This is a genomic window from Rhizobium sp. CFBP 8752 (assembly GCF_014842035.1).
Taxonomy (GTDB): domain Bacteria; phylum Pseudomonadota; class Alphaproteobacteria; order Rhizobiales; family Rhizobiaceae; genus Neorhizobium; species Neorhizobium soli.
In genome coordinates this window covers 2,348,551-2,369,167 of sequence record NZ_JACYUZ010000001.1, presented here as the reverse complement: position 1 = coordinate 2,369,167, position 20,617 = coordinate 2,348,551, and the positions used below count along the sequence as shown (strand labels likewise).

Below are 20,617 nucleotides of genomic sequence, written 5' to 3'. Positions count from 1 at the left end.
TATTCGACATCTTTGAACATCTACATTTGCCTCTCGATATCTCTCGCCGCCTCCATTGTGCTCATTATTCACCGATATCGCCGGGCGCGTCACTGACTCCGTTCTCAATACGGCGCCTCGACCTTGCCCATTCCCACATAGACCGTCTTCAGTTCCGAATAATGCTCCAGCGCCGCGAGCGAGTTTTCGCGGCCGAAGCCGGATTGCTTTGACCCGCCGAAAGGGATTTCCACCGGGCAGAGATTGTAGGTGTTGATCCACAGCGTGCCTGCTTCCAGAAGATCCACGACGCGATGGCCGCGTGTCAGATCGGCGGTAAAGACCCCGGCGGAGAGGCCGAATTCGGTCGCGTTGGCGCGCGCGATCACCTCTTCCTCGTTATCGAAGTCGAGCACGCACATGACGGGTCCGAAGATCTCTTCACGGGCGATGGTCATGTCGTCGGTGACGTCGGCAAACACCGTCGGCTGGATGTAATAGCCTTCGGCCGAGACATTGTTGGGAATGCCGCCGCCGGTGATGAGCGTTGCCCCTTCCGACTTGCCCTTTTCGATATAGGACATCACCTTCTGGCGCTGATCGTAGGAGACCATCGGGCCGACCTGGGTTGCCTCGTCCATCGGGTCGCCGATCACCATCTTTTCGGTGCGGGCCTTCAGCCGCGACAGGAATTCGTCCCGGATTGCCTTCTGCACGAACACGCGGGTGCCGTTGGAGCAGACCTGTCCGGTCGAATAGAAATTGCCGAGCATCGCCCCACCGATGGCGGAATCGATATCGGCATCCTCGAACACGATCAGCGGCGACTTGCCGCCCAGTTCCATCGTCACATGCTTGAGGTTGCCGGCAGCGCTCGCCGCCACCTTGCGGCCAGTCGGCACCGAGCCGGTCAGCGACACCTTGGCCACATCAGGGTGTTCGACCAGAAGCGGTCCGGTCGTCCGGTCGCCCTGGATAACGTTGAAGAGGCCCTTCGGCAGGCCGGCCTCGATCAGGATCTCGGCGATCTTGAGCGCGCCGAGCGGCGTGTTTTCGGACGGCTTGAACACCATCGCATTGCCGGCGGCGAGCGCCGGTGCGCCCTTCCAGCAGGCGATCTGCTGCGGATAGTTCCAGGCGCCGATGCCGACGCAGACGCCGAGTGGCACCCGCTTCGTATAGGCAAAATCGCCGCCGAGCGGGATGTACTGACCATTCATTCCGGCCGCGATCACGCCGCCGAAGAACTCGAAACTGTCGGCGCCCGATGTCGGGTCGGCGACGATCGTCTCCTGGATCGGCTTGCCGGTATCGAGCGTCTCCAGCTCGGAAAGCTCTCGGTTGCGGGTCCGCATGATCTCGGCTGCCCGCTTCAGGATCCGGCCGCGAGCAGTCGGGCTCATTGCCGCCCATTCCGGCTGGGCGCGCTTGGCGGCGGCGATCGCCTTTTCGACGATGGCGGGCGTTGCCGCATGCAACCTTGCGATCACTTCACCCGTCGCCGGGTAAAGGCTCTCGATGACGCTGCCATCGGTATCCTCGACATACTCGCCGTCGATGAAATGGCTGGCGACTGGTTGTGCTTTCATGGGTCTTCTCCGTTCCTTGGCGCCTATTCCCCGCGGGGATAGCGCTTGGACTCTTCCAGATTGTCGAGGTTCATATGGTTGCGCATGTAGCGCTCCGAGGCTTTCTGCAAGGGTTGGTGATCCCACGGGTAATAGGCGCCGTTGCGCAGCGCTTCATAGACCACCCAGCGCCGCGCCTGGCTTTCGCGCACGGCCGCGTCGAATTTTGCCATGTCCCACTTTTGCGCCCGCTTGGCGCGAAACCCGTTCATGACGGCGGCATGCGCCGGGTCATGCGCCAGATTTGTGAGCTCGTTCGGATCGGCGTCGAGATCGTAGAGCTGTTCGGGATCGAGCTCGCAGTGAACGTATTTCCACTTGCCCTCGCGAATGCCCACCAGCGGCGCATGCGAGGCTTCGGCGGCATATTCCATCAGCACCGGCGCGGTGCGGGTGCCGCCGTCGATGACAGGCTTCAGGCTCTCGCCATCGGTCCAGGGCATGATCTCGTCCATCGAGATGCCGGCAAGATCGCAAAGCGTCGGCGTAATGTCGAGATTGGAAACCGGCGCAAAGTTTAGCGACGGCGTGATCTGAGGACCGGCGATCATCAGCGGAACCCTGGATGACCCCTCGAAGAAGTTCATCTTGAACCACAATCCGCGCTCGCCCAGCATGTCGCCATGGTCGGAGCAGAACAGGATGAATGTGTTATCCAGCATCCGTGTCCGCGTCAGCGTGTCGACCAGCTCGCCGACTTTCTCGTCGATATAGGAAATGTTGGCAAAATAGCCCTGACGCGCCCGCCGCACATGCTCGTCGGTGATCTCGAAGGCCGGATAGTCGCAGGATTTGAGAATGCGGGCCGAATGCGGATCCTGCTCTGCGAGCATGCCGATCTCGGGCATCAGGTGCTCGCAGTCGTTATACAGATCCCAGAACTTCCGGCGTGCCACATAAGGGTCGTGCGGATGCGTGAACGATACCGTCAAAGCCCAGGGCCGGCGGTCCGCATCGTCGTTGTCGCGGCTGAGATGGTAGAGCTTCTGGTTGGCGAGGAAGGCCACCTCGTCGTCATATTCCATCTGGTTGGAAATCTCGGCAACGCCGGCGCCGGTGACGGAACCCATGTTGTGATACCACCAGTCGATCCGCTCACCCGGTTTGCGGTAATCCGGCGTCCAGCCGAAATCGGCCGGGTAGATGTCGGTGGTCAGCCGTTCCTCGAACCCGTGCATCTGGTCCGGCCCGACGAAATGCATCTTTCCAGAAAGCGCTGTGTAATAGCCAGCGCGGCGCAGGTGATGCGCATAGGTCGGGATAGACGAAACGTATTCGGCGGCATTGTCATAAACCCCGGTTCTGCTCGGCAGCTGCCCCGCCATGAACGAGGCGCGGGCCGGCGCGCAAAGCGGCGACGAGGTGTAGTTGTTCTGGAAGCGGGCAGAGCGTGCAGCCAGCGCCTTCAGATGCGGCACATGCAGCCAGTCCGCCGGCCCATCCGGAAACAGCGTGCCATTCATCTGGTCGACCATGATGATGAGAATGTTCGGACGGGACATGACCGGGCTGCTTTTCTTGAAGATGAGGAAGACCGCCAGAATGAGTTATTTTCGATTGGCCGCGCAATCAAGCAGGGATTGCGAACAGCGCTGTCTCAAAAGCGCACGGCCGGGGACTGTGGGGGAAATCCCTGTGGAAGCTTAAGCTTGGCTCGTGGCGTTGACGTGGGACCGCACCTGCCCAAGCCAGACGATGTAATATTTACAACTCATTGTATTAGAAAGATAAATTACTGTCATGGAAGTTTCATCGAACTGTCATTTGCGGGAAAGGTATTTTTGACCAATGGAGGCAAAGGTGGCGCCCGTGAATAAGCCGCCGGGCGGATCTCGCCCACGCAGTAAATGGGGTGAATTGCATGTCGTCTGCGGCCGTTCTGGAACCGGGCGTTTTCCGTCGCTATGCCAGCGATCAGCTTTTGCCTCTGGCCAAGCTCGTCATCGAGAACGCCTTCCAGCCGATCGTGGAGGTCGCCACCGGGTCCGTGTTCGGCTATGAATCGCTGCTGCGCGGCCATGACCGTCTCGGCTTTGCCTCGCCGCTCGAACTGATCGACCAGGCCCATGACGGCGGCCAGCTTCTGGCGCTCGAACAGATGGTCGCCCACCGGGCCCTTGCCAAATTCGCTGGCCTTCCGGATTTCTCCAGCCAGACGCTGTTTCTCAATCTCGATGTCCGGATGATCCGCGACGGCCAGCTTTTCCTCGAAAAGATCGTCCAGCATCTGCGCCAGGCAGGCGTCGCGCCGTCCTCGGTCTGCTTCGAGCTGTCCGAGCGGTTCGACAACACCTCGGTGCCGGAATTTGCCGAGTTGATGAGCGAGATGCGCAAGGCAGGCTTCAAGCTGGCGATTGACGATTTCGGCGTCGGCCATGGTGAGATGAAGCTGCTCTGCGACTACCCGGTCGACTACCTGAAGATCGACCGGCACTTCATTTCGGATATCGATGTCAATCCGCGCAAACGGCATCTCGTCAAGAACATCGTCAACATTGCCCATGTGCTCGGCATCCGCGTGATTGCCGAAGGCATCGAGACCGAGGCCGAATTTCTGGCCTGCCGTGAATACGGCGTCGATCTGGTACAGGGCTATTTCATCGCAAGACCCACCAGCTTCGTCACGGAGTTGCAGCCGGCCTATCCGCATCTGGCCGCAATCGGTCTGTCGCGCCGCTCCAGCCAGTCTCTCGACGAAATCCTCATCCGCAAGCAGATCGAAAAACTGCCGACCGTGTTCGAGAACGAGAGCATCGACAGCGTCTTTGAACTGTTTCGCCGCAATCCGCGCCAGGCCTTCTTTCCGGTGCTGAACGCCAATGGCGAACCGCGCGGCGTCATCAACGAATATCACCTCAAGGAATTTATCTATCAGCCCTTCGGCCGCGATCTCCTAAAGAACAAGGTCTATGAGCGCACCATCGCCCATTTCGTCGAGCGCGCGCCGATCATCGGTCTGGATGCCGAGGCGGAAGAGCTGATGAGCCTGTTTGCCAACATGGAAAACAGCGCCTGCGTCATCCTTACCGAAAACATGCGTTATGCCGGCGTCGTCTCGGCGGCATCGCTGATCAAGGTGGTCAACGAAAAGCAGCTCAAGATCGCCCAGGACCAGAACCCGCTGACGGGTCTTCCCGGCAACCGGGCCATCCGCGACTTCATGTACCAGGCCGGCCGCGATGACGACGAGCAGCGCTTCTTCTGCTATTGCGACTTCGACCATTTCAAGCCGTTCAACGATCATTACGGCTTCCAGATGGGCGACCACGCAATCTCGCTGTTTGCGGCGCTGATGAAGCGCTACTTCTTCTCCGACGAACATTTTCTGGGCCATGTCGGCGGCGACGATTTCTTTATCGGCATTCGCGACTGGTCCCGCGACGAGTTGGAGGAAATCCTCGAGCGCCTTCTATCGGATTTCCACGATGACGCCGTTGCGCTCTATTCGGAAGAGGAGCGGGCGGCAGGCCGGATCCGTGGCCATGACCGCACCGGCGTGGAGCGCGATTTCCCGTTGCTGCGCTGCTCGATCGGCGTTGTCCATCTGCCGCAGGGCCTGATCCTCGACGATATCGCCCGGATCGGAACGGAGATCGCAACGGTCAAGGTTGCCGCCAAGGAAAGCGACCGTGGCCTTGTTTTCGCAAGCTACGGTGACGCGGCAGAGTAGCGCCACACCGGCTCGACCGGACGCATGCATCCAACCTCCGCCTTTCCAAGCAAGGGGCACTGTCCTAAGTCAGTCGTCAGATACTGACAGGAGTAGACCCATGTCCATGCCGTCCCAGATGCGTTTCGTCGACCTGCCGTCCTTCGGCGCGCCCGATGTAATGACCCATGCCACTGGCCCGTGCCCGTCGGCCCGAGCAGGCGAAATTCTGATCAAGGTGGAGGCCGCAGGCGTCAACCGGCCCGATGTGGCCCAGCGCCAGGGGAACTACCCGGCGCCGAAGGATGCAAGCCCGATCCTCGGCCTCGAAGTCGCGGGTGAAGTCGTGGCGCTCGGCGAGGGCGTCACCGAATTCAAGATCGGCGACAAGGTCTGCGGCCTGTCGAACGGCGGCGGATATGCGGAGTATTGCGTCGTGCCGGCTGGCCAGGCGCTGCCATGGCCCAAAGGCTATGATGCGGTGAAGGCCGCAGCCGTTCCGGAAACCTTTTTCACCGTCTGGGCCAACCTGTTCCAGATGGCGGGCCTGACCGAAGGCGAGAGCGTGCTGATCCATGGCGGCTCAAGCGGCATCGGCACGACCGCGATCCAGCTCGCCAAGGCATTCGGCGCGACGGCCTATGCGACCGCCGGCTCGAAGGACAAATGCGACGCCTGCGAAAAGCTCGGCGCGACCAAGGCGATCAATTACAAGACCGAGGACTTTGCCGAGGTGATCAAGGCCGAGACCGACGGCAAGGGCGTCGATGTGGTGCTCGACATGATCGGCGCTTCCTATTTCGAAAAGAACCTGTCGGTCCTTGCCAAGGACGGCTGCCTGTCGATCATCGCCTTCCTCGGCGGCAACATGGCGGAAAAGGTCAATCTCTCACCGATCATGGTCAAGCGCCTGACGGTAACCGGATCGACCATGCGGCCCCGCACCGCCGACGAAAAGCGGGCAATCCGCGACGAACTGCTGAGCGAGGTCTGGCCGCTTCTCGAAGCCGGCAAGGTCTCACCCGTCATCCATTCCGTGGTGCCGTTTGATGACGTGGTCGAGGCGCACCGGCTGATGGAAACCAGCAGCCATATCGGCAAGATCGTGATGAAGCTGGGGTGAGGAAACGTGGGGGCAGGGGTGGCCTTGGGCATCGCCCGGAAGGCACCCCGCCGCCGGCTGCGCGAATAGTGGTCGAACCGCCGCCGATCCGCAACTCAATAATATCTTCGATTGTTTACATAACTTGCCTTGCAAGCGCCGCAGATCGCACCTACCTTCTGATCATCATCAACGTAATGAAAGGAAGGTGGTCCAATGTCTAATGAGATTTCGGTCTGTGTAGCGGGCAATGGAAAGTTGTTGGTCTTGACGGGGCAGCCCTCGGCCTGAATGACATCTTCCTTCGGACTGCATGATTGCAGCCCGGGTTCGTTCAACCGGACCAAACTCATGGAAGGGCCGCTCAAGCGGCCCTTTTCCATGTCTGCCGGTCGCAAATTTCGATGGTCTTCCATTCTGCCTGGCAATGATGACCAATTCCCTGACATGCACCCTGGAAAGACATGCATGGCGCGCATGGGTGGCCTGACGCTTCAGTGCTTCTGCTTCATCCTTGGGCAGCGTATAAAGAGGTCATCGAAGCAAGAGAAAGCGCCAGCATCTGGCAGCTGAAGCTTCGAAAGCCTCAGGAAAGGGGATCATCATGAACGTAGCACGCACCATCAACAACTGGCGCAAGTATCGTCAGACGGTCACCGAACTGGACCGTATGACCTCGCGCGAACTCCACGACCTCGGTATCGACCGTAGCGATATCCGTCGCGTCGCACGCACTGCCGTTGGCTTCTGATCGGTTTCTGATCGTATAATCCGAATGTTTGCAAACGCTCGCAAATCTGCGGGCGTTTTGCGTTTCATGCATGGCTCCCATGCATCGCGGCACTGCTCTCTCGGCTAGATGCCGATCCGTCCGAGCGCCGGCACCTTGATGCCCGGCCGGGCGAGATCGAGGCCCGCGACGAGACCGAGGAAATGGACCTCGATGCCGCTCCGCACCCCCACCGAAAAGCCTAACAGTCCACGCAGCGTCACATGCAGGTCGCGGCTGTCCTCGTCCAGATGCACGAATTCCCCATCCGGCAGATAGTCGCGGCCCACCGCATGCGGCGGAAGCACCGCGCCGATCTCAGGCACGGTGCGCAGCACATAGGCCACGAACGTATTGGAATTCGGCCCCGGCCAGATCGTGTAGCCGCCGGGCTCGGCGTAAGGGTAGGCGGCAATCGCGCCTTCGATCTTGGGGATCAGCAGCTCCGCCTTCGATCCGGTGATCGATGTCACCAGCTGCGGCGGGTTCGAATACCAGAAGGCATCCGGATCGCGGTGGTTGCGGCGGATCGGGTTGCCCCAGCCCACCTTGTCATAGCGGGTATAGGTGGCCGCACCCTTTGCCTTGGTCACGATCCAGGCATGGCTTGCCACCGAACCTTTCAATCCGCCCGTCATCGCCGAGAAAATATAGATCGCCGCATCGTTGCTTTCGTTCGCCTTGGGAAGGATGCCGGCCGACGACCAGCGCGCGGCACTCCAGCCGGACGGGTGTTCGCGCATCGCCCAAAGGCTGGCGGAAGCGAAGGTGGGAAGAAGGTAGACGACGAAGATAAGGAGCAGCAGTCGCTTTACCGATTTCATAAACATTCCCGTGCAACAAATCGCCGAAACGGCTATCAACGCCGCCGAAATGGCGTTTAAGCCGAATGAGCAATAGAAGCCGGCAAATTCAGGACTGACCGATGCAAAATCCCGTGACCGTTGAAGTGACCCGCGGCTCTCTCGTCGAAAGCCGCCATCGCGGCCTCGGCGTCGTCGTGGATGGCGAAGGCAAGACGCTGTTTTCCTTCGGTGATGCGGAAGCCGGCGTGTTTCCGCGGTCCTCCTGCAAGGCCATGCAGGCGCTGCCGCTGATCGAAAGCGGTGCAGCCGATGCCTATGGGTTCGGCAACAAGGAACTGGCATTTTCCTGCGCCTCCCATTCCGGCGAGGACGCGCATGTGGCCATGGCCGCCTCGATGCTCGCCAAGGCCGGCAAGAGTGTCGACGACATGGAATGCGGCGCCCACTGGGCATCCGAACAGGCCTCGCTCATCCACCAGGCCCGCACCATCGAATATCCGACGGCCCTGCATAACAACTGCTCTGGAAAACATTCTGGCTTCGTCTGCACCTGCGTCCATTCCGGCACGCAGCTGAAGGGCTATGTCGATTACGACCATCCGCTGCAGAAGGAAATCCGCGACGTGATGGGTAGCCTCACCGGTGCGGTTCTGGCTGAAGACAATTGCGGCATCGACGGTTGCTCAATCCCGACCTATGCCGTGCCGCTCAAGGGCCTCGCCCACGGCTTTGCGAAAATGCTGACCGGCACCGGCCTGTCCAACGAACGGGCGAAAGCATCGCGCCGGCTGATGGATGCCTGCATGGCCGAACCCTTCTACGTCGCCGGCACTGGCCGCGCCTGCACCAAGCTGATGGAACTGGCGCCGGGCAAGATCTTTGCCAAGACCGGTGCCGAAGGCGTTTTCGTCGCGGCACTTCCCGATCAGGGCATTGCCATGGCGGTCAAATGCGAGGACGGTACGACCCGCGCCGCCGAAGCGATGATCTTCGCGCTCATCGCCCGCTATTTCGAAAAGGGCGGCGAGACGCAGGAAAAGCTGATGGCAATGGCCAACCGCACGATGAAGAACTGGAACGGCCTCACCGTCGGCGAAGTGCGGGTCACCGACGCGCTGTTTGCCTGATACCGACGAAGGGATACGGATCGATGCTGACGCTCTACATCACGCCCGGCACCTGCTCACGCGCCAGCCATATCGCGCTGGCCGAGTCGGGCCTCGATTATCAGGTCTCGCTCATCCGCTTTGCCGAGGGCGAGCAGCGATCGCCAGCCTATCTGAAGGTCAACCCGAAGGGCCGGGTGCCGGCACTGGTCACGGACAAGGGCGTGCTGACGGAAACCGTCGCACTGCTTCCCTACATCGCCCAGCTCGTGCCGGAAAAGAGCCTTGCGCCGCTGGACGATCCCTTCCTGTTTGCAAAAATGCAGGCCTTCAACGCCTATCTCTCCTCCACCGTCCACATCAACCACGCCCATGGCCGCCGCGGCGCGCGCTGGGCCGATAATGCCGCCTCGCATGCGGACATGATCGCCAAGGTGCCGCAGACCATGCGCGACAGCTTCGCTCTGATCGAGAACGATCTTGTCGAAGGCCAATTCGTGCTCGGCGAAACGTTTTCGGTCGCCGACGCTTATCTCTTCGTTATGACCGGCTGGCTGGAAAGCGACCATGTCGACATGGCCGAATTCCCGAAGGTCGCCGCCCACTACCGGCGCATCGAGATGCGCCCGGCTGTGCAAAGGGTGCTGGCGGAAGAAGCAGCAGCGAAACCCGCCGCCTGATCGTCAGGCCGGCTCGGCGTTGCGCTTTGCCCACATCGCCTGATAGGCGGGCCGGGCGACGCAGCCGTCGTACCAGGCTTTGAGCGCCGGGCGGCCGTCGAACAGGGCGGCATGGCTGCGCGCATAACGCACGATTTCCGTCACGTTGATATCGGCAACCGTAAACCGCTTGCCCACCATGAACCCGTCTTCGGAAAGATGCTTTTCAAGCACGTCGAACGGCCGAGCGAGTGTGCGTGCAGCAGCCTCGATCGCCGCCTTGCCTTCGTCGGTCGACGCGCTGGACGACTGGATCGTCAGGGCAGGGGTTTCGATGCTCGTTGCCGCAAACAGCGACCACTGCACCATCTGTGCCTCTTCCTCGATCGTCTTTGGAGCAATCTCGCCGCCATGTTTCCGGGCAAGGTAGAGCGTGATGGCAAGCGACTCGTGCAGCACGAAACCGTCATCGTCCATCGACGGGATCGAGCCCATCGGATTGACGCTCAAAAACTCCGGCGACCGCGTGTTGACAGGCGCGCCATCAACCGAAGCGTCATCCAGCCGATAGGCCTGGATGACAGGAATATGCTCGAACGGCAATCCCAGTTCCTCGATCAACCAGAGCGGCCGCGTCGCGCGCGAACGATAGACGCCATAGATTTTCAGCATGCGTATCTCCCATTGTGTGTCGCGGGCGACGCTAGAGTGCTTCGGCCCCGAACGGAAGATGCAGCCCCCTCAAATCGACCGGTTGGACGTCCGCTTCAGTTTTCGGTATAGTCATCAGCATTCTGATCTTTCCAAGGGCCAACCCCATGCGCGCCACCCGTTCGCTCAGCATCACCCTGCCGGTCGAGATCGCCGACATGGTCGAAGCCAAGGTCGCCTCCGGCGAATACGCCTCGGAAAGCGACGTGATCGCCGAGGGCCTGCGCCCGATGGCAGCACACGATGCGGCGATCGAGAAGTGGCTGAGGGACGAGGTGGTGCCGACGCTTCAGGCCATCGACGCGGGAACCATTAAAACCCGTCCGCTGGAGGAGACACGCAAGCGTTTGCACGCCAGGATCGACCGGATGGTTGGCGACGGAAAATGAACTACACGGTTCGCTTTTCTGACGCGGCCGAAGACGATGTGATCGAACTTTTGACCTATCTCTTGCCACGTGCCGGAGAACGGGTTGCCCGGCGCTATGTCGACCAAATCGTCGACCACTGCCACTCGTTCGAGCTCTTTCCGGAACGGGGATCTCGCCTGGAAAGCAAACTCGGCGTGCGCCTTGTCGGCTACCGCAAGAAGGCGACGATCGCTTTCATGATCAAGGGCGACACCGTCATCATCCTGCGCATCTTCCACCACGGCCGCAACATAGACTTCGACCCCGAAGCTCCCGACCCCGAAACCTAACCCACCCGGTTCCCCATAACCGTCAAATGCGGAAACGCCGCCGCCGCATCGCCCGACCCGCCCAACTCTTCCGTCGCCGCCTGCGTCCAGCGATAGCCGATCACGCCGCCATCGTTCACGTCCTGGAAGACGTTGCCGGTGATCACAGTCGAACCGGCGCCCTCGGCTACACTGACGGCGCAACCCACGTTGGCGCCGCGCACGATATTGTTGGCGGCGACGACGTTGCGGAGATAGGGGCCGAAGCCGAGGGCCAGGCCCCAGAGGGCGGCATTTTCCACCACGTTGCCCGTGATCGCCGTGTCGGCCTCGGCACTGATGCCGACGCCGAAGATGGCGCCGTCGAGTTTGTAGGGGCCGGTTGCCGAAAGGTTGCGGACGATATTACCGGAAATGGTCGAAAGCCTGCCGCCTTCGTTGAAGTTGACGACGGAAATGCCGTTTGCCGCGCCGTCCACCGTATTGCCCGAGATAACAGCGCCCTCGAACGAGAATTCCGCATAGATCGCCGTCTCGCCGGAGCGGAAACACTGGTTGCCGGAAATCTGCGCGTTGGAGGAGCTGTTGGCGCGGATCGCCGAAAAGGCAGAGTCGGTGATGTGGTTGCCGCTCACCATCACGTTGGCTGCGCGAAACAGGTTGATCGCATTGCCATATTGCCCGGTGCCGCCATTTCTGGCGCCGATCCGGAAGATGCGGTTATCAGTGACGATGCTGCCATCGACGCCCTTTTCCCAGCGATGGATGAGGATGCCGCCATTGCCGCAATCAAATACGCTGTTGGCGGTCACCGATAGACCGGTGCTTTCGACCGCATAGACCGCGTAATCCGCAGCGCCGGATATCTTGGAGCGTTCGATGCGCCCGCCGCATCGCTCCAGCTGGATCGCGGATTTGCGCGCGCCCAGAATCTCGCAATTGTCGATGGAAACGTCGGGAATGCCGGAGAAATGGATAAGGGCAGGGGTCTGATCATCGAGCCAGCGATTGCCGCCGTCGATCACCAGATTGGAAAGCTCGATACGCCTTGCCGCGGTTGCACGGATAAACGATCCGTCGCCGGAATAGACGAGCCTGGAAGCGCCTGAAACGCCGACCAGCCGCGTGTTGTCGGGGAGGTCGAGACCGGAAACGCGGTAATCGCCGGGCGGCAGGTAAACCGGCTTGTTCTGCCGCGCCGCCTGTTCGATCAGCGCCATCAGCTTGCGGCTGGAAACATCGCCGCCATCAGGCGACACGCCATGGTCGCGCGCGTCGATCGAGCCGCGGAGGTCAACGGTGGAAACGCTGGCGGGTGCCGGAAACGCTGGCAGCGGCAGTGCCGCAACAGCAGTGCCCGTCATGCTCCAGCCCAGCAGTCTGCGTCTCGAAATCATTCAGCCGTCTCCGTCATCCCCTTGGAGCACGCATTTTCCGTGCCAGCGGAAGTGTGTGGTTTCGGGACGGGTGCCGGAGCGGTCAGGTCGTAGAGGGACGGCCCGCGCCGCCGGGATAGACGGATTCGAAGCCGGAGATGAACTTCTCGAACAGATGCGAAAACGCCGAAAGCTCTTCCTCCGGCCAGTCGCCCAGCACATTCACCAGCAGCGAACGCTTGACCGCCTGTAGCTCGGTCAGCAACGCATCGCCGAGTTCGGTCCTGACCAGCAGCGAGCGCCGCCCGTCCTCCTGCGAAGCGTCGCGTCTCAGAACGCCGCGCGACACGAGATCGGTCACCAGACGGCTGCCGCGCGACGGGTCGATCCGCATCGTCTCGGCAATCGCGCCGACGGTGATTTCGCCCTCTATCCGGCCCATGACGTCAAGCACGTCGAGATGCGCCGTTTCCAGCCCCGGAACGGTGTTGGCGATCGCGGTGCGCGCAATCATCCGGCGCCCCATCAGGTGCCGCATCCGGGTCAGGTTGTCGCTGACACGCAAAAGCCCCTCCGCAAATGCGGCGGTTTCGGTCGAGGGCTGTGGGTCTGATACAGAAATCATGGTCGTCATCGCTGCAACTTATCAGCAGGTGCCGGGTTGTTTCAACGAAATTGTTGCAGAGTGCATCTGTCTGTCATTGACAATTATATGCTGAAGTCACATAAATTCGTCGACCCCTCAGGAAGTATGCCATGGATATGTCACGCCCGGCCCAGACCCCTCTTGTTGCCGACAAACGACAGCGTCTTCTCGTTTTCTGGTTCCTGATGGCGGCGCTGTTCATGGCGGCGCTCGACAATCACATCGTTTCCACAGCGCTTCCCACCATCGTCGGCGAGTTCGGCCAGATGGAAAGTTTCGGCTGGGTCTCCTCGGCCTTTCTTCTGGCCATGAGCGCGGTCATGCCGATCTACGGCAAGCTGGGGGATCTGTTCGGCCGCAAATACGTGATGCTGTTTGCCATCGTGCTCTTCACGCTCGGCTCGGTTCTCTGCGGCTTCGCCTGGTCGATGAATTCGCTGATCGCGGCCCGCGTCTTCCAGGGCCTTGGCGGCGGCGGCATCATGGTTTCGATCTTCTCGATCAATGCCGATCTGTTCGAGCCGCGCGAGCGCGCAAAATACCAGAGTTATTCCAGCCTGATGATCATGGCCGCCGGCAGCATCGGCCCGGTTCTTGGCGGCACGCTCAGCGATCTGTTCGGCTGGCGCTCGATCTTCCTGATCAACCTGCCGCTCGGCGTCATCGTCGTGACAGGCCTCGCCCTGCTGCTTCCCTATCGCCGCCCGCAGCGCAAGCCGAAGATCGATTATGCCGGCGCCGTCGTTCTGGCGCTGACGATCGCGAGCCTCGTCACCTTTGCCGACAGCCACCAGCTGTTCGGCTCGCTGATCGCGGTTCAGTCGCTGGTCCTTCTCGCCTTCGGGATTGCCTGCGCCGGCCTTTGGGTGTTCGTCGAAAGCCGGGTTCCGGAACCGATCGTGCCGCTCAAACTGTTCAGGGACAGCACCTTCTCGCTGTTTCTCATCATCACACTTTGCTCAGGCGCGGTCGGCATCGGCATGGTCAACTATTACGCGCTGTTCCTGCAGACGACGACGGGCCTGTCGCCGTCGCAGGCCGGCCTGTTCTTCATCGGCCTGACCGGTGGCATCGTCGTCGGCTCCATGTCGGCGGGAAGGCTGATTTCCATCACGGGCCGCTACAAACCGTTCGCCGTCTTAGGCCTGGTCATGAGCATCGGCGCTCTTCTGCTTCTGTCGCAGGTGACGTCTGCTACGCCGCTCTGGCTCGTCGCCATCCTTCTCATGTTGCAGGGACTTGCAGTCGGCTTCGGCCAGCAGGCCCCGATCATCGGCGTCCAGAATTCCGCACCGCGGGAAGACATGGGTGCCGCCACCGGTGCCGTCACGCTGATGCGGATGGGCGGCGCCTCGATCGCCATCTCGCTCTACGGCGCCATCATCGGCTCGTCGGTCAAGGGCAGCGGCGTCGTCATTCCAGGCGTTGCCGATATCGGCGCGCTCACCCCGAAAGTGCTCGACCAGCTACCGCAGGCCTCCCGCGAGGCGGTAGCCTCCGTCTACTTCTCCGCCTTCACGCCGCTCTTCTTCGCCGCCGCCGTGATCGCCGCCATCGGCCTGATCGCCGCTCTTTTCCTCAAGCCGAAACGGCTGCCGACCGCGCAAGTCGCGGCCGCCGCACAACAAAACAAGCTGCCCACCCCGTAAGGCTCTTCCAAGCGGCCTTTCCCCGCCTATCTCTCGTCCTATGAAACCCGAGGCACTGCTTCATCCCACACCGGCAGGCCTGTTCTGCCCCGTCGGCGGCTTCCATGTCGATCCGGTGCGCCCCGTCGAGCGGGCGCTGATCACCCATGGCCATTCCGACCATGCCCGTGCCGGCCATACCCATGTGCTGGCCACCCGCCAGACGCTCGACATCATGAAGATCCGCTACGGCGACGACTTCTGCACCTCCGAACAGGAGGCTGCATGGGGCGAGGTGATCGATGTCGGCGGCGTCAATGTCAGCTTCCATCCAGCCGGCCATGTGCTGGGCTCGGCGCAGATCGCGCTCGAGCACAAGGATCTGCGCATCGTCGTGTCAGGCGATTACAAGCGCGGCGTGGATCCGACCTGCGCACCCTTCGTGCCCGTCTCCTGCGATGTCTTCATCACCGAAGCAACCTTCGGCCTGCCGGTCTTCCACCATCCCCACCCGCGCGAGGAGATCGGCAAGCTCTTGACCTCGCTCAAGCAGTTTCCCGACCGCAGCCACATGGTCGGCGCCTACGCCTTGGGAAAGGCGCAGCGGGTGATCCGCCTGATCCGCGACAGCGGCTATGACGAACCGATCTATATCCACGGCGCGCTGGCAAAACTCTGCGACTATTACGAAAGCCAGGGCATCGTGCTCGGCGAAATCCGCCCTGCAACGATCGACAAGAGCAGCCCTGACCTGTTCAAGGGCGCCGTCGTCGTCGGCCCGCCGTCAGCCTTTCAGGATCGCTGGGCCCGCCGCTTCAACGAACCCCTGATCGCCTTTGCCTCCGGCTGGATGATGGTGCGCCAGCGCGCCAAACAAAGCGGCGTCGAACTGCCGCTGGTCATTTCCGACCACTGCGACTGGCCGGAACTGCTCGAAACCATCAACGAGGTCGCCCCCTCCGAAGTCTGGGTCACCCACGGCCGCGAGGAAGCGCTGGTGCGCTGGTGCGAACTGAAGGGCATTCCAGCGCGGCCGCTGCATCTGGTCGGCTACGAGGACGAGGGGGATTGATGATGCGTGGATTGCTGAGAAAAGACCCCTCCCAACCCTCCCCACAAGGGGGAGGGTTAGAGCCCGTCGCGCCCCTGTCGCACAACAGGGGCAGTGCCGTGCCGCTGGTTTTCTCCCCCCTTGCGGGGGAGATGGCCGGCAGGCCAGAGGGGGTTTTTCGAAAAGTGCTGCGCCCATGAAACCCTTCGCCACACTTCTCGATCGCCTCGTCCTCACCCCGTCGCGCAACGGCAAGATCACGCTGCTGGTGGATTACTTCCGCACCACGCCCGATCCCGATCGCGGCTATGGCCTGGCGGCGCTGGCAAGTGCGCTCGATCTCAAAAGCGTCAAGCCGGCGATGCTGCGCGAACTGGTGCTGGAGCGCATGGATGCGGTTCTGTTTCAGTATTCCTACGACTATGTCGGCGATCTCGCCGAAACCATTGCGCTGGTCTGGGATGGCCTCGAGAAGGACGACACCACCGACGCCGAGCAGCCGCGTCTGTCTGAGGTCGTCGCCCGCATGAATTCGCTCGGGCGTACCGAGGTGCGAGCAGCCGTCCGCGATCTGCTCGACCATCTTGATCCGTCCGGCCGTTTCGCCTTTCTGAAGCTCGTTACCGGTTCGCTGCGCATCGGCGTCTCGGCGCGGCTTGCAAAGCAGGCCCTGTCGGAAATGTCGGGCAAGGATGTGACGGAGATCGAAACGCTGTGGCACGGGCTGGAGCCGCCCTATGTGTCGCTGTTTGCCTGGCTGGAAGGCCATGCCGACAAGCCGGTTCTGGCGACGCCGGCGATCTTTCATTCCGTCATGCTCGCCAATCCGGTCGAAAGCGGCGATCTCGAAAAGCTCGATCCCGCCGATTACGCCGCCGAATGGAAATGGGATGGCATCCGCGTCCAGATGTCGGCCCATGGCGGCACCAAGAAACTCTATTCCCGCTCCGGCGACGATATCACCGGCGCATTTCCCGATATCGTCGAGCAGATCAACTTCGACGGCGTCGTCGATGGTGAGCTTTTGGTCGGCGGCACCATGCGCTCCAACAATCCCACCCGAACCTTTTCCGACCTGCAGCAGCGCCTAAACCGCAAGACGGTCAACGCGAAGATGCTGGAGGATTACCCCGCCTTCGTGCGCGCCTACGATATCCTGTTCGACGGCGAGGCGGATGTGCGCGCAAAAGGCTTCCTGGAGCGCCGCGAGCGCCTCTCCGAGGTGATCGGCCACGCCCCGCATGACCGGTTCGACCTCTCCGATCTCGTAGCCTTCACCACCTGGGATGAGCTCGAAGCCCTGCGCCGCGATCCGCCGGATCCGGTCATCGAAGGCGTGATGATCAAGCGGCGCGACAGCGTCTATCAGGCCGGCCGGCTGAAAGGCCCGTGGTTCAAGTGGAAACGCGACCCCTATAATGTCGATGCGGTCATGCTTTACGCCCAGCGCGGCCACGGCAAGCGCTCCAGCTATTATTCCGATTTCACCTTCGGCGTGTGGACTGATGGCCCCGATGGCGATCATCTCGTGCCCGTCGGCAAGGCCTATTTCGGCTTTACCGATGCGGAACTGGAAGTGCTGGACAAGTTCGTGCGCGACAACACGGTCGAGCGTTTCGGGCCGGTAAGGGCGGTGCGCGCCGATAAGGATTTCGGCTTCGTGCTGGAAGTCGCGTTTGAGGGCATCAACCGCTCGACGCGCCACAAGTCCGGCGTCGCCATGCGCTTTCCCCGCATTGCACGGCTGCGGATGGACAAGCTGCCGCGCGATGCCGACCGGCTGGAAACGCTGACCGCGATGATCGATGCCAAAACGGCGGACGCGAAGATGTGACCGCTGGCCCGCTTGCGTTCTGAACCGTCGGGGTTACGCTCAATCCCGATATCTGAGACTACTCATATCCTTATAGACGGTCGTTCCATGTCAATCACCCGCCGCATGCTGATGACCGGTCTGGCACTCGGTGCACTTGGTTCCCTTGCTGCACCCCAGGCCCTGGCCGCGCCCTTTCCCGTCCCCGAAACCCTGCCGCTGGAAAAGGAAGATTATGCCGAAGCAAGGCGCCGCTTTCGCACCCATCTTCTGAAGCACGGTCCGGCACCCGAAGCCTCGCCACCGCTCGGCACCCCGCCGGGTGCGAAAAAGGTCGTCTATCACGGCGGTCCGGATGGCTCGCTCGAACTGATCGCCTGGCTTTCCCATTACGAAGCGTCGGGCAAGCCGAAGCCGGCGGTGCTCTTCCTGCACGGCGGCAATGCCACCGGCGACGGCCACTGGGAACTGATGAAAGCTTACTGGGAAGCGGGCTTCGTGGTTCTGCATCCGTCCTTTCGCGGCGAAAACGGACAGGCCGGCAATTTCTCCGGCTTCTACGACGAAACCTCCGATGCTCTGGCAGCCGCGACCTATCTGGAAAACCTGCCCGGCATCGATCGCAGCCGGATCTTCATCGCCGGCCACAGCAATGGCGGCACGCTGTCGCTTCTTTCAGGCATGACGCGCCGGTTCAGAGCCGCAGTTCCGATTTCCGCCGGCGTCAATTCCTGGCGCTTCTTTACCCGATACTCGAACGAAGTGCCTTTCGACGCGGCCGATCCGAAAGAGTTCGTGATGCGGTCATCCGCCTGTTTCGGGCCAAGCCTCAAATGCCCGACGCTGCTTTTGCGCGGGTCGGAAGAGCGCCCCTATGATGGCGACCATCAACTGCTGATCGATCGGGCGCGCTCTGCCGGTGTGACGATCGACAAGAAGCTTCTGCCGGGCAATCACAGCGGCGTCGTGCCGGGCGCCGTGGTCGAAAGCATCCGCTTCTTCAATCAGTTCACGTGATTCGGCTGCCACCGCTCCAGCCTCGCGAAAGCGCGACCTGACAGATTGCCGCCGACGTCATCAATGCCGAAGCGGGTCTGCCATGCAAAACAAAGCCTTATCGCTCAGCCGGATCTCCGGTCTCGCGGCCGTTCTTGTGGCGACGACGGCGCTCACCGGTTGCCAGGTGCCCTTCGTCACCGATACGACCCGCATGGACCCGGCCGTGTTTGCCCGCGAAACCACGCCTGTTTTCTACCAGCCGGCCTATAGCGAGCCGGTGCAGCCGCAGCCGGTCCTCCAGAAAGAGGCCATTCCGCAAAAGCGCCAGCTTTATCAGACGCAGTTCCAGCAGACCTACGGCCTGCCGATCTCCAACCCGGTGCACCGGGTGATGTATGAAGTGATCCGCGACGACGGCCATACGCTGCCGGCCATTCCCTATTCGCGCATCGACAACCGCTTCCTGCGCCAGGACGTATCCTACCAGACCAACGAAGCGCCCGGCACGCTGGTGGTCGATACCCGCGCCAACTTCCTCTATCTCGTGCAGTCCGGCGGCAAGGCAATCCGCTACGGCGTCGGTCTCGGCAAGGCGGGCTTTGCCTGGTCCGGCCGCGGCGTCATCCAGCGCAAGGCGAAATGGCCGCGCTGGACGCCTTCAGGCGAAATGGTCTCGCGCCAGCCGGAACTGCGCCAGTTCGCATCCGCGGCAGGCGGCGCCGATCCCGGCCTCAACAACCCGCTCGGCGCCCGCGCGCTCTATATCTACAAGGACGGCAAGGATACGCTCTACCGCGTTCACGGCACGCCGGACTGGCAGTCCGTCGGCAGGGCAACCTCATCCGGCTGCGTCCGCATGCTCAACCAGGATGTCATCGACCTGTTCGACCGCGTCCCGAACGGCACTCCGATCGTCGTACTCTGACCGTTGACGCGTGGCAAAACTGCCCACGGCAAGCTTGCATGTCGCGCGTCAATCCCTCATGTCTCGTATCTGCCCTCACACACAGTGAAGTGATTACGCTGTTGCGCAGGGGACACAGGCTGTGTCGCATCCCTGTGATGGTGTGTGTCAACCTCGTGAATGGTCGATGAAGCTGGCCGCGTTATGTGATAGTGGAGCAAAACATCAGGCAGGGAACCAATCGGTTCGATTGCCGTTAAATTTTGCTTTTGCAGTGACGCGTTCCTCTAGGGTGACTTTCCGAACATGATTTCCAACTCTTCTTTCTCCCGACGGGGCTTCCTGTCCATGCTGGGTGTCGGCGCTGCCTCGACGCTCGCGAGCTGCGCTTCCACTGCGCCGGGCCCTTCCGGCAATATCGTCACCTACCGTGACGGCGTCGCCCTCCGCAACGACGGCCTTCCGCCGGTTGGCGGTGATCCCGAAGCCGCAATGATGTACGGCGCCGTCGAAGATGGTGGCTATCTCATCCCCGCAATTCCCTATGAGCGGATCAATCCGCGCTACTATCGCCAGCGCGTTGTCGATCCGACAGGCGAACGCCCGGGCACGATCGTCGTCGACACCCCGTCGCGCTTCCTCTATCTGGTCGAGCCCGGCGGTTCGGCCATGCGCTACGGCGTCGGCATCGGTCGCGATGGCTTTGCCTGGAGCGGCGAGGGCGTCATCCAGTGGCGTCAGAAGTGGCCGAAATGGACCCCGCCGGACGAAATGGTCGCGCGCCAGCCGCAACTGGTCAAGTATTCAATCGCAAACGGCGGCATGCCCCCGGGCCTCACCAACCCGCTCGGCGCCCGCGCGCTCTACATCTTTCAGAACGGCCAGGACACGCTCTACCGCCTGCACGGTTCGCCGGAATGGAACTCGATCGGCAAAGCCGTCTCCTCGGGCTGCGTGCGCCTGATGAACCAGGACATCATCGACCTCTATGAGCGCGTCCCCAACAAGGCCCGCGTCGTCGTCTGGCAGTAAGCATCTTCTTGATCTACGACGAAAAGGCTGCGGGAGACCGCAGCCTTTTTTGCATCCGGTAACCATCCATCCCTCGGCAA

The 20,617-nt window shown here is 61.6% G+C and carries 19 protein-coding genes; 13 read left to right on the top strand and 6 right to left on the bottom strand.

Annotation, left to right across the window (positions count from 1 at the left end; translation table 11 throughout):
* Positions 1-104: 104 nt before the first annotated feature.
* Both betB and betC read right to left on the bottom strand, forming a co-directional pair.
* Positions 105-1,568: a betaine-aldehyde dehydrogenase gene (betB, locus tag IFT59_RS11530; RefSeq protein ID WP_192086880.1), complete on the bottom strand. Its 1,464-nt coding sequence runs from the start codon at positions 1,566-1,568 to the stop codon at positions 105-107.
* Between the two features lie 23 nt (positions 1,569-1,591).
* Positions 1,592-3,109 (bottom strand): choline-sulfatase, encoded by a 1,518-nt coding sequence (gene betC, locus IFT59_RS11525; protein WP_192086879.1) that lies wholly within the window; start codon positions 3,107-3,109, stop codon positions 1,592-1,594.
* 359 nt (positions 3,110-3,468) lie between these two features.
* Between betC and IFT59_RS11520 the strand changes: the two genes are divergently transcribed.
* The 3 genes from IFT59_RS11520 to IFT59_RS11510 all read left to right on the top strand — a co-directional run bounded on the left by IFT59_RS11520 (position 3,469) and on the right by IFT59_RS11510 (position 7,109).
* On the top strand, positions 3,469-5,277 hold the full coding sequence (locus IFT59_RS11520) for a GGDEF domain-containing protein (protein ID WP_062453535.1): 1,809 nt from the start codon (positions 3,469-3,471) through the stop codon (positions 5,275-5,277).
* 100 nt (positions 5,278-5,377) lie between these two features.
* Positions 5,378-6,379: an NAD(P)H-quinone oxidoreductase gene (locus IFT59_RS11515; RefSeq protein WP_113112189.1), complete on the top strand. Its 1,002-nt coding sequence runs from the start codon at positions 5,378-5,380 to the stop codon at positions 6,377-6,379.
* Positions 6,380-6,962: 583 nt separating this feature from the next.
* Positions 6,963-7,109 (top strand): DUF1127 domain-containing protein, encoded by a 147-nt coding sequence (locus tag IFT59_RS11510; protein WP_082471856.1) that lies wholly within the window; start codon positions 6,963-6,965, stop codon positions 7,107-7,109.
* Between the two features lie 104 nt (positions 7,110-7,213).
* On the opposite strand, the gene IFT59_RS11505 is transcribed toward IFT59_RS11510, so the two are convergent.
* Positions 7,214-7,951 carry a DUF3750 domain-containing protein gene (locus IFT59_RS11505; RefSeq protein WP_192086878.1) on the bottom strand — a complete coding sequence of 246 codons (738 nt, stop codon included), beginning with the start codon at positions 7,949-7,951 and terminating at the stop codon, positions 7,214-7,216.
* A 101-nt stretch (positions 7,952-8,052) separates the two neighbouring features.
* On the opposite strand from IFT59_RS11505, the gene IFT59_RS11500 reads away from it, so the two are divergent.
* Both IFT59_RS11500 and IFT59_RS11495 read left to right on the top strand, forming a co-directional pair.
* Entirely contained in the window at positions 8,053-9,060 is a 1,008-nt protein-coding gene (locus IFT59_RS11500; RefSeq protein WP_192086877.1) for an asparaginase, read from the top strand.
* 23 nt (positions 9,061-9,083) lie between these two features.
* Positions 9,084-9,719: a glutathione S-transferase family protein gene (locus IFT59_RS11495; RefSeq protein ID WP_192086876.1), complete on the top strand. Its 636-nt coding sequence runs from the start codon at positions 9,084-9,086 to the stop codon at positions 9,717-9,719.
* Between the two features lie 3 nt (positions 9,720-9,722).
* On the opposite strand, the gene IFT59_RS11490 is transcribed toward IFT59_RS11495, so the two are convergent.
* Complete coding sequence (locus IFT59_RS11490; RefSeq protein ID WP_192086875.1) at positions 9,723-10,370, bottom strand: glutathione S-transferase family protein; 648 nt, start codon at positions 10,368-10,370, stop codon at positions 9,723-9,725.
* A 146-nt stretch (positions 10,371-10,516) separates the two neighbouring features.
* On the opposite strand from IFT59_RS11490, the gene IFT59_RS11485 reads away from it, so the two are divergent.
* Together IFT59_RS11485 and IFT59_RS11480 are read left to right on the top strand one after the other, a co-directional pair.
* Positions 10,517-10,798 (top strand): ribbon-helix-helix domain-containing protein, encoded by a 282-nt coding sequence (locus tag IFT59_RS11485; RefSeq protein ID WP_062453529.1) that lies wholly within the window; start codon positions 10,517-10,519, stop codon positions 10,796-10,798.
* Positions 10,795-11,109: a type II toxin-antitoxin system RelE/ParE family toxin gene (locus IFT59_RS11480; protein WP_062453528.1), complete on the top strand. Its 315-nt coding sequence runs from the start codon at positions 10,795-10,797 to the stop codon at positions 11,107-11,109. Before IFT59_RS11485 ends, IFT59_RS11480 begins: the two co-directional genes overlap by 4 nt.
* Here the strand turns inward: IFT59_RS11480 and IFT59_RS11475 are convergent.
* Positions 11,106-12,485, bottom strand: coding sequence for a TIGR03808 family TAT-translocated repetitive protein (locus IFT59_RS11475; RefSeq protein ID WP_192086874.1), 1,380 nt, complete (start codon positions 12,483-12,485; stop codon positions 11,106-11,108). The genes IFT59_RS11480 and IFT59_RS11475 overlap by 4 nt on opposite strands.
* 82 nt (positions 12,486-12,567) lie before the next feature.
* Positions 12,568-13,089: a MarR family winged helix-turn-helix transcriptional regulator gene (locus IFT59_RS11470; RefSeq protein WP_192086873.1), complete on the bottom strand. Its 522-nt coding sequence runs from the start codon at positions 13,087-13,089 to the stop codon at positions 12,568-12,570.
* A 131-nt stretch (positions 13,090-13,220) separates the two neighbouring features.
* Between IFT59_RS11470 and IFT59_RS11465 the strand changes: the two genes are divergently transcribed.
* From IFT59_RS11465 to IFT59_RS11440, 6 genes are all read left to right on the top strand, one after another.
* Positions 13,221-14,759: an MDR family MFS transporter gene (locus tag IFT59_RS11465; RefSeq protein WP_192086872.1), complete on the top strand. Its 1,539-nt coding sequence runs from the start codon at positions 13,221-13,223 to the stop codon at positions 14,757-14,759.
* A gap of 40 nt (positions 14,760-14,799) precedes the next feature.
* Positions 14,800-15,810 (top strand): ligase-associated DNA damage response exonuclease, encoded by a 1,011-nt coding sequence (locus IFT59_RS11460; RefSeq protein WP_192086871.1) that lies wholly within the window; start codon positions 14,800-14,802, stop codon positions 15,808-15,810.
* Between the two features lie 175 nt (positions 15,811-15,985).
* Positions 15,986-17,623 (top strand): cisplatin damage response ATP-dependent DNA ligase, encoded by a 1,638-nt coding sequence (locus tag IFT59_RS11455; protein ID WP_192086870.1) that lies wholly within the window; start codon positions 15,986-15,988, stop codon positions 17,621-17,623.
* An 87-nt stretch (positions 17,624-17,710) separates the two neighbouring features.
* Entirely contained in the window at positions 17,711-18,619 is a 909-nt protein-coding gene (locus IFT59_RS11450; RefSeq protein WP_192086869.1) for an alpha/beta hydrolase family protein, read from the top strand.
* A gap of 82 nt (positions 18,620-18,701) precedes the next feature.
* Positions 18,702-19,526, top strand: coding sequence for a L,D-transpeptidase (locus IFT59_RS11445; RefSeq protein ID WP_192086868.1), 825 nt, complete (start codon positions 18,702-18,704; stop codon positions 19,524-19,526).
* A gap of 285 nt (positions 19,527-19,811) precedes the next feature.
* Entirely contained in the window at positions 19,812-20,537 is a 726-nt protein-coding gene (locus IFT59_RS11440; protein WP_092661600.1) for a L,D-transpeptidase, read from the top strand.
* Positions 20,538-20,617: the final 80 nt, after the last annotated feature.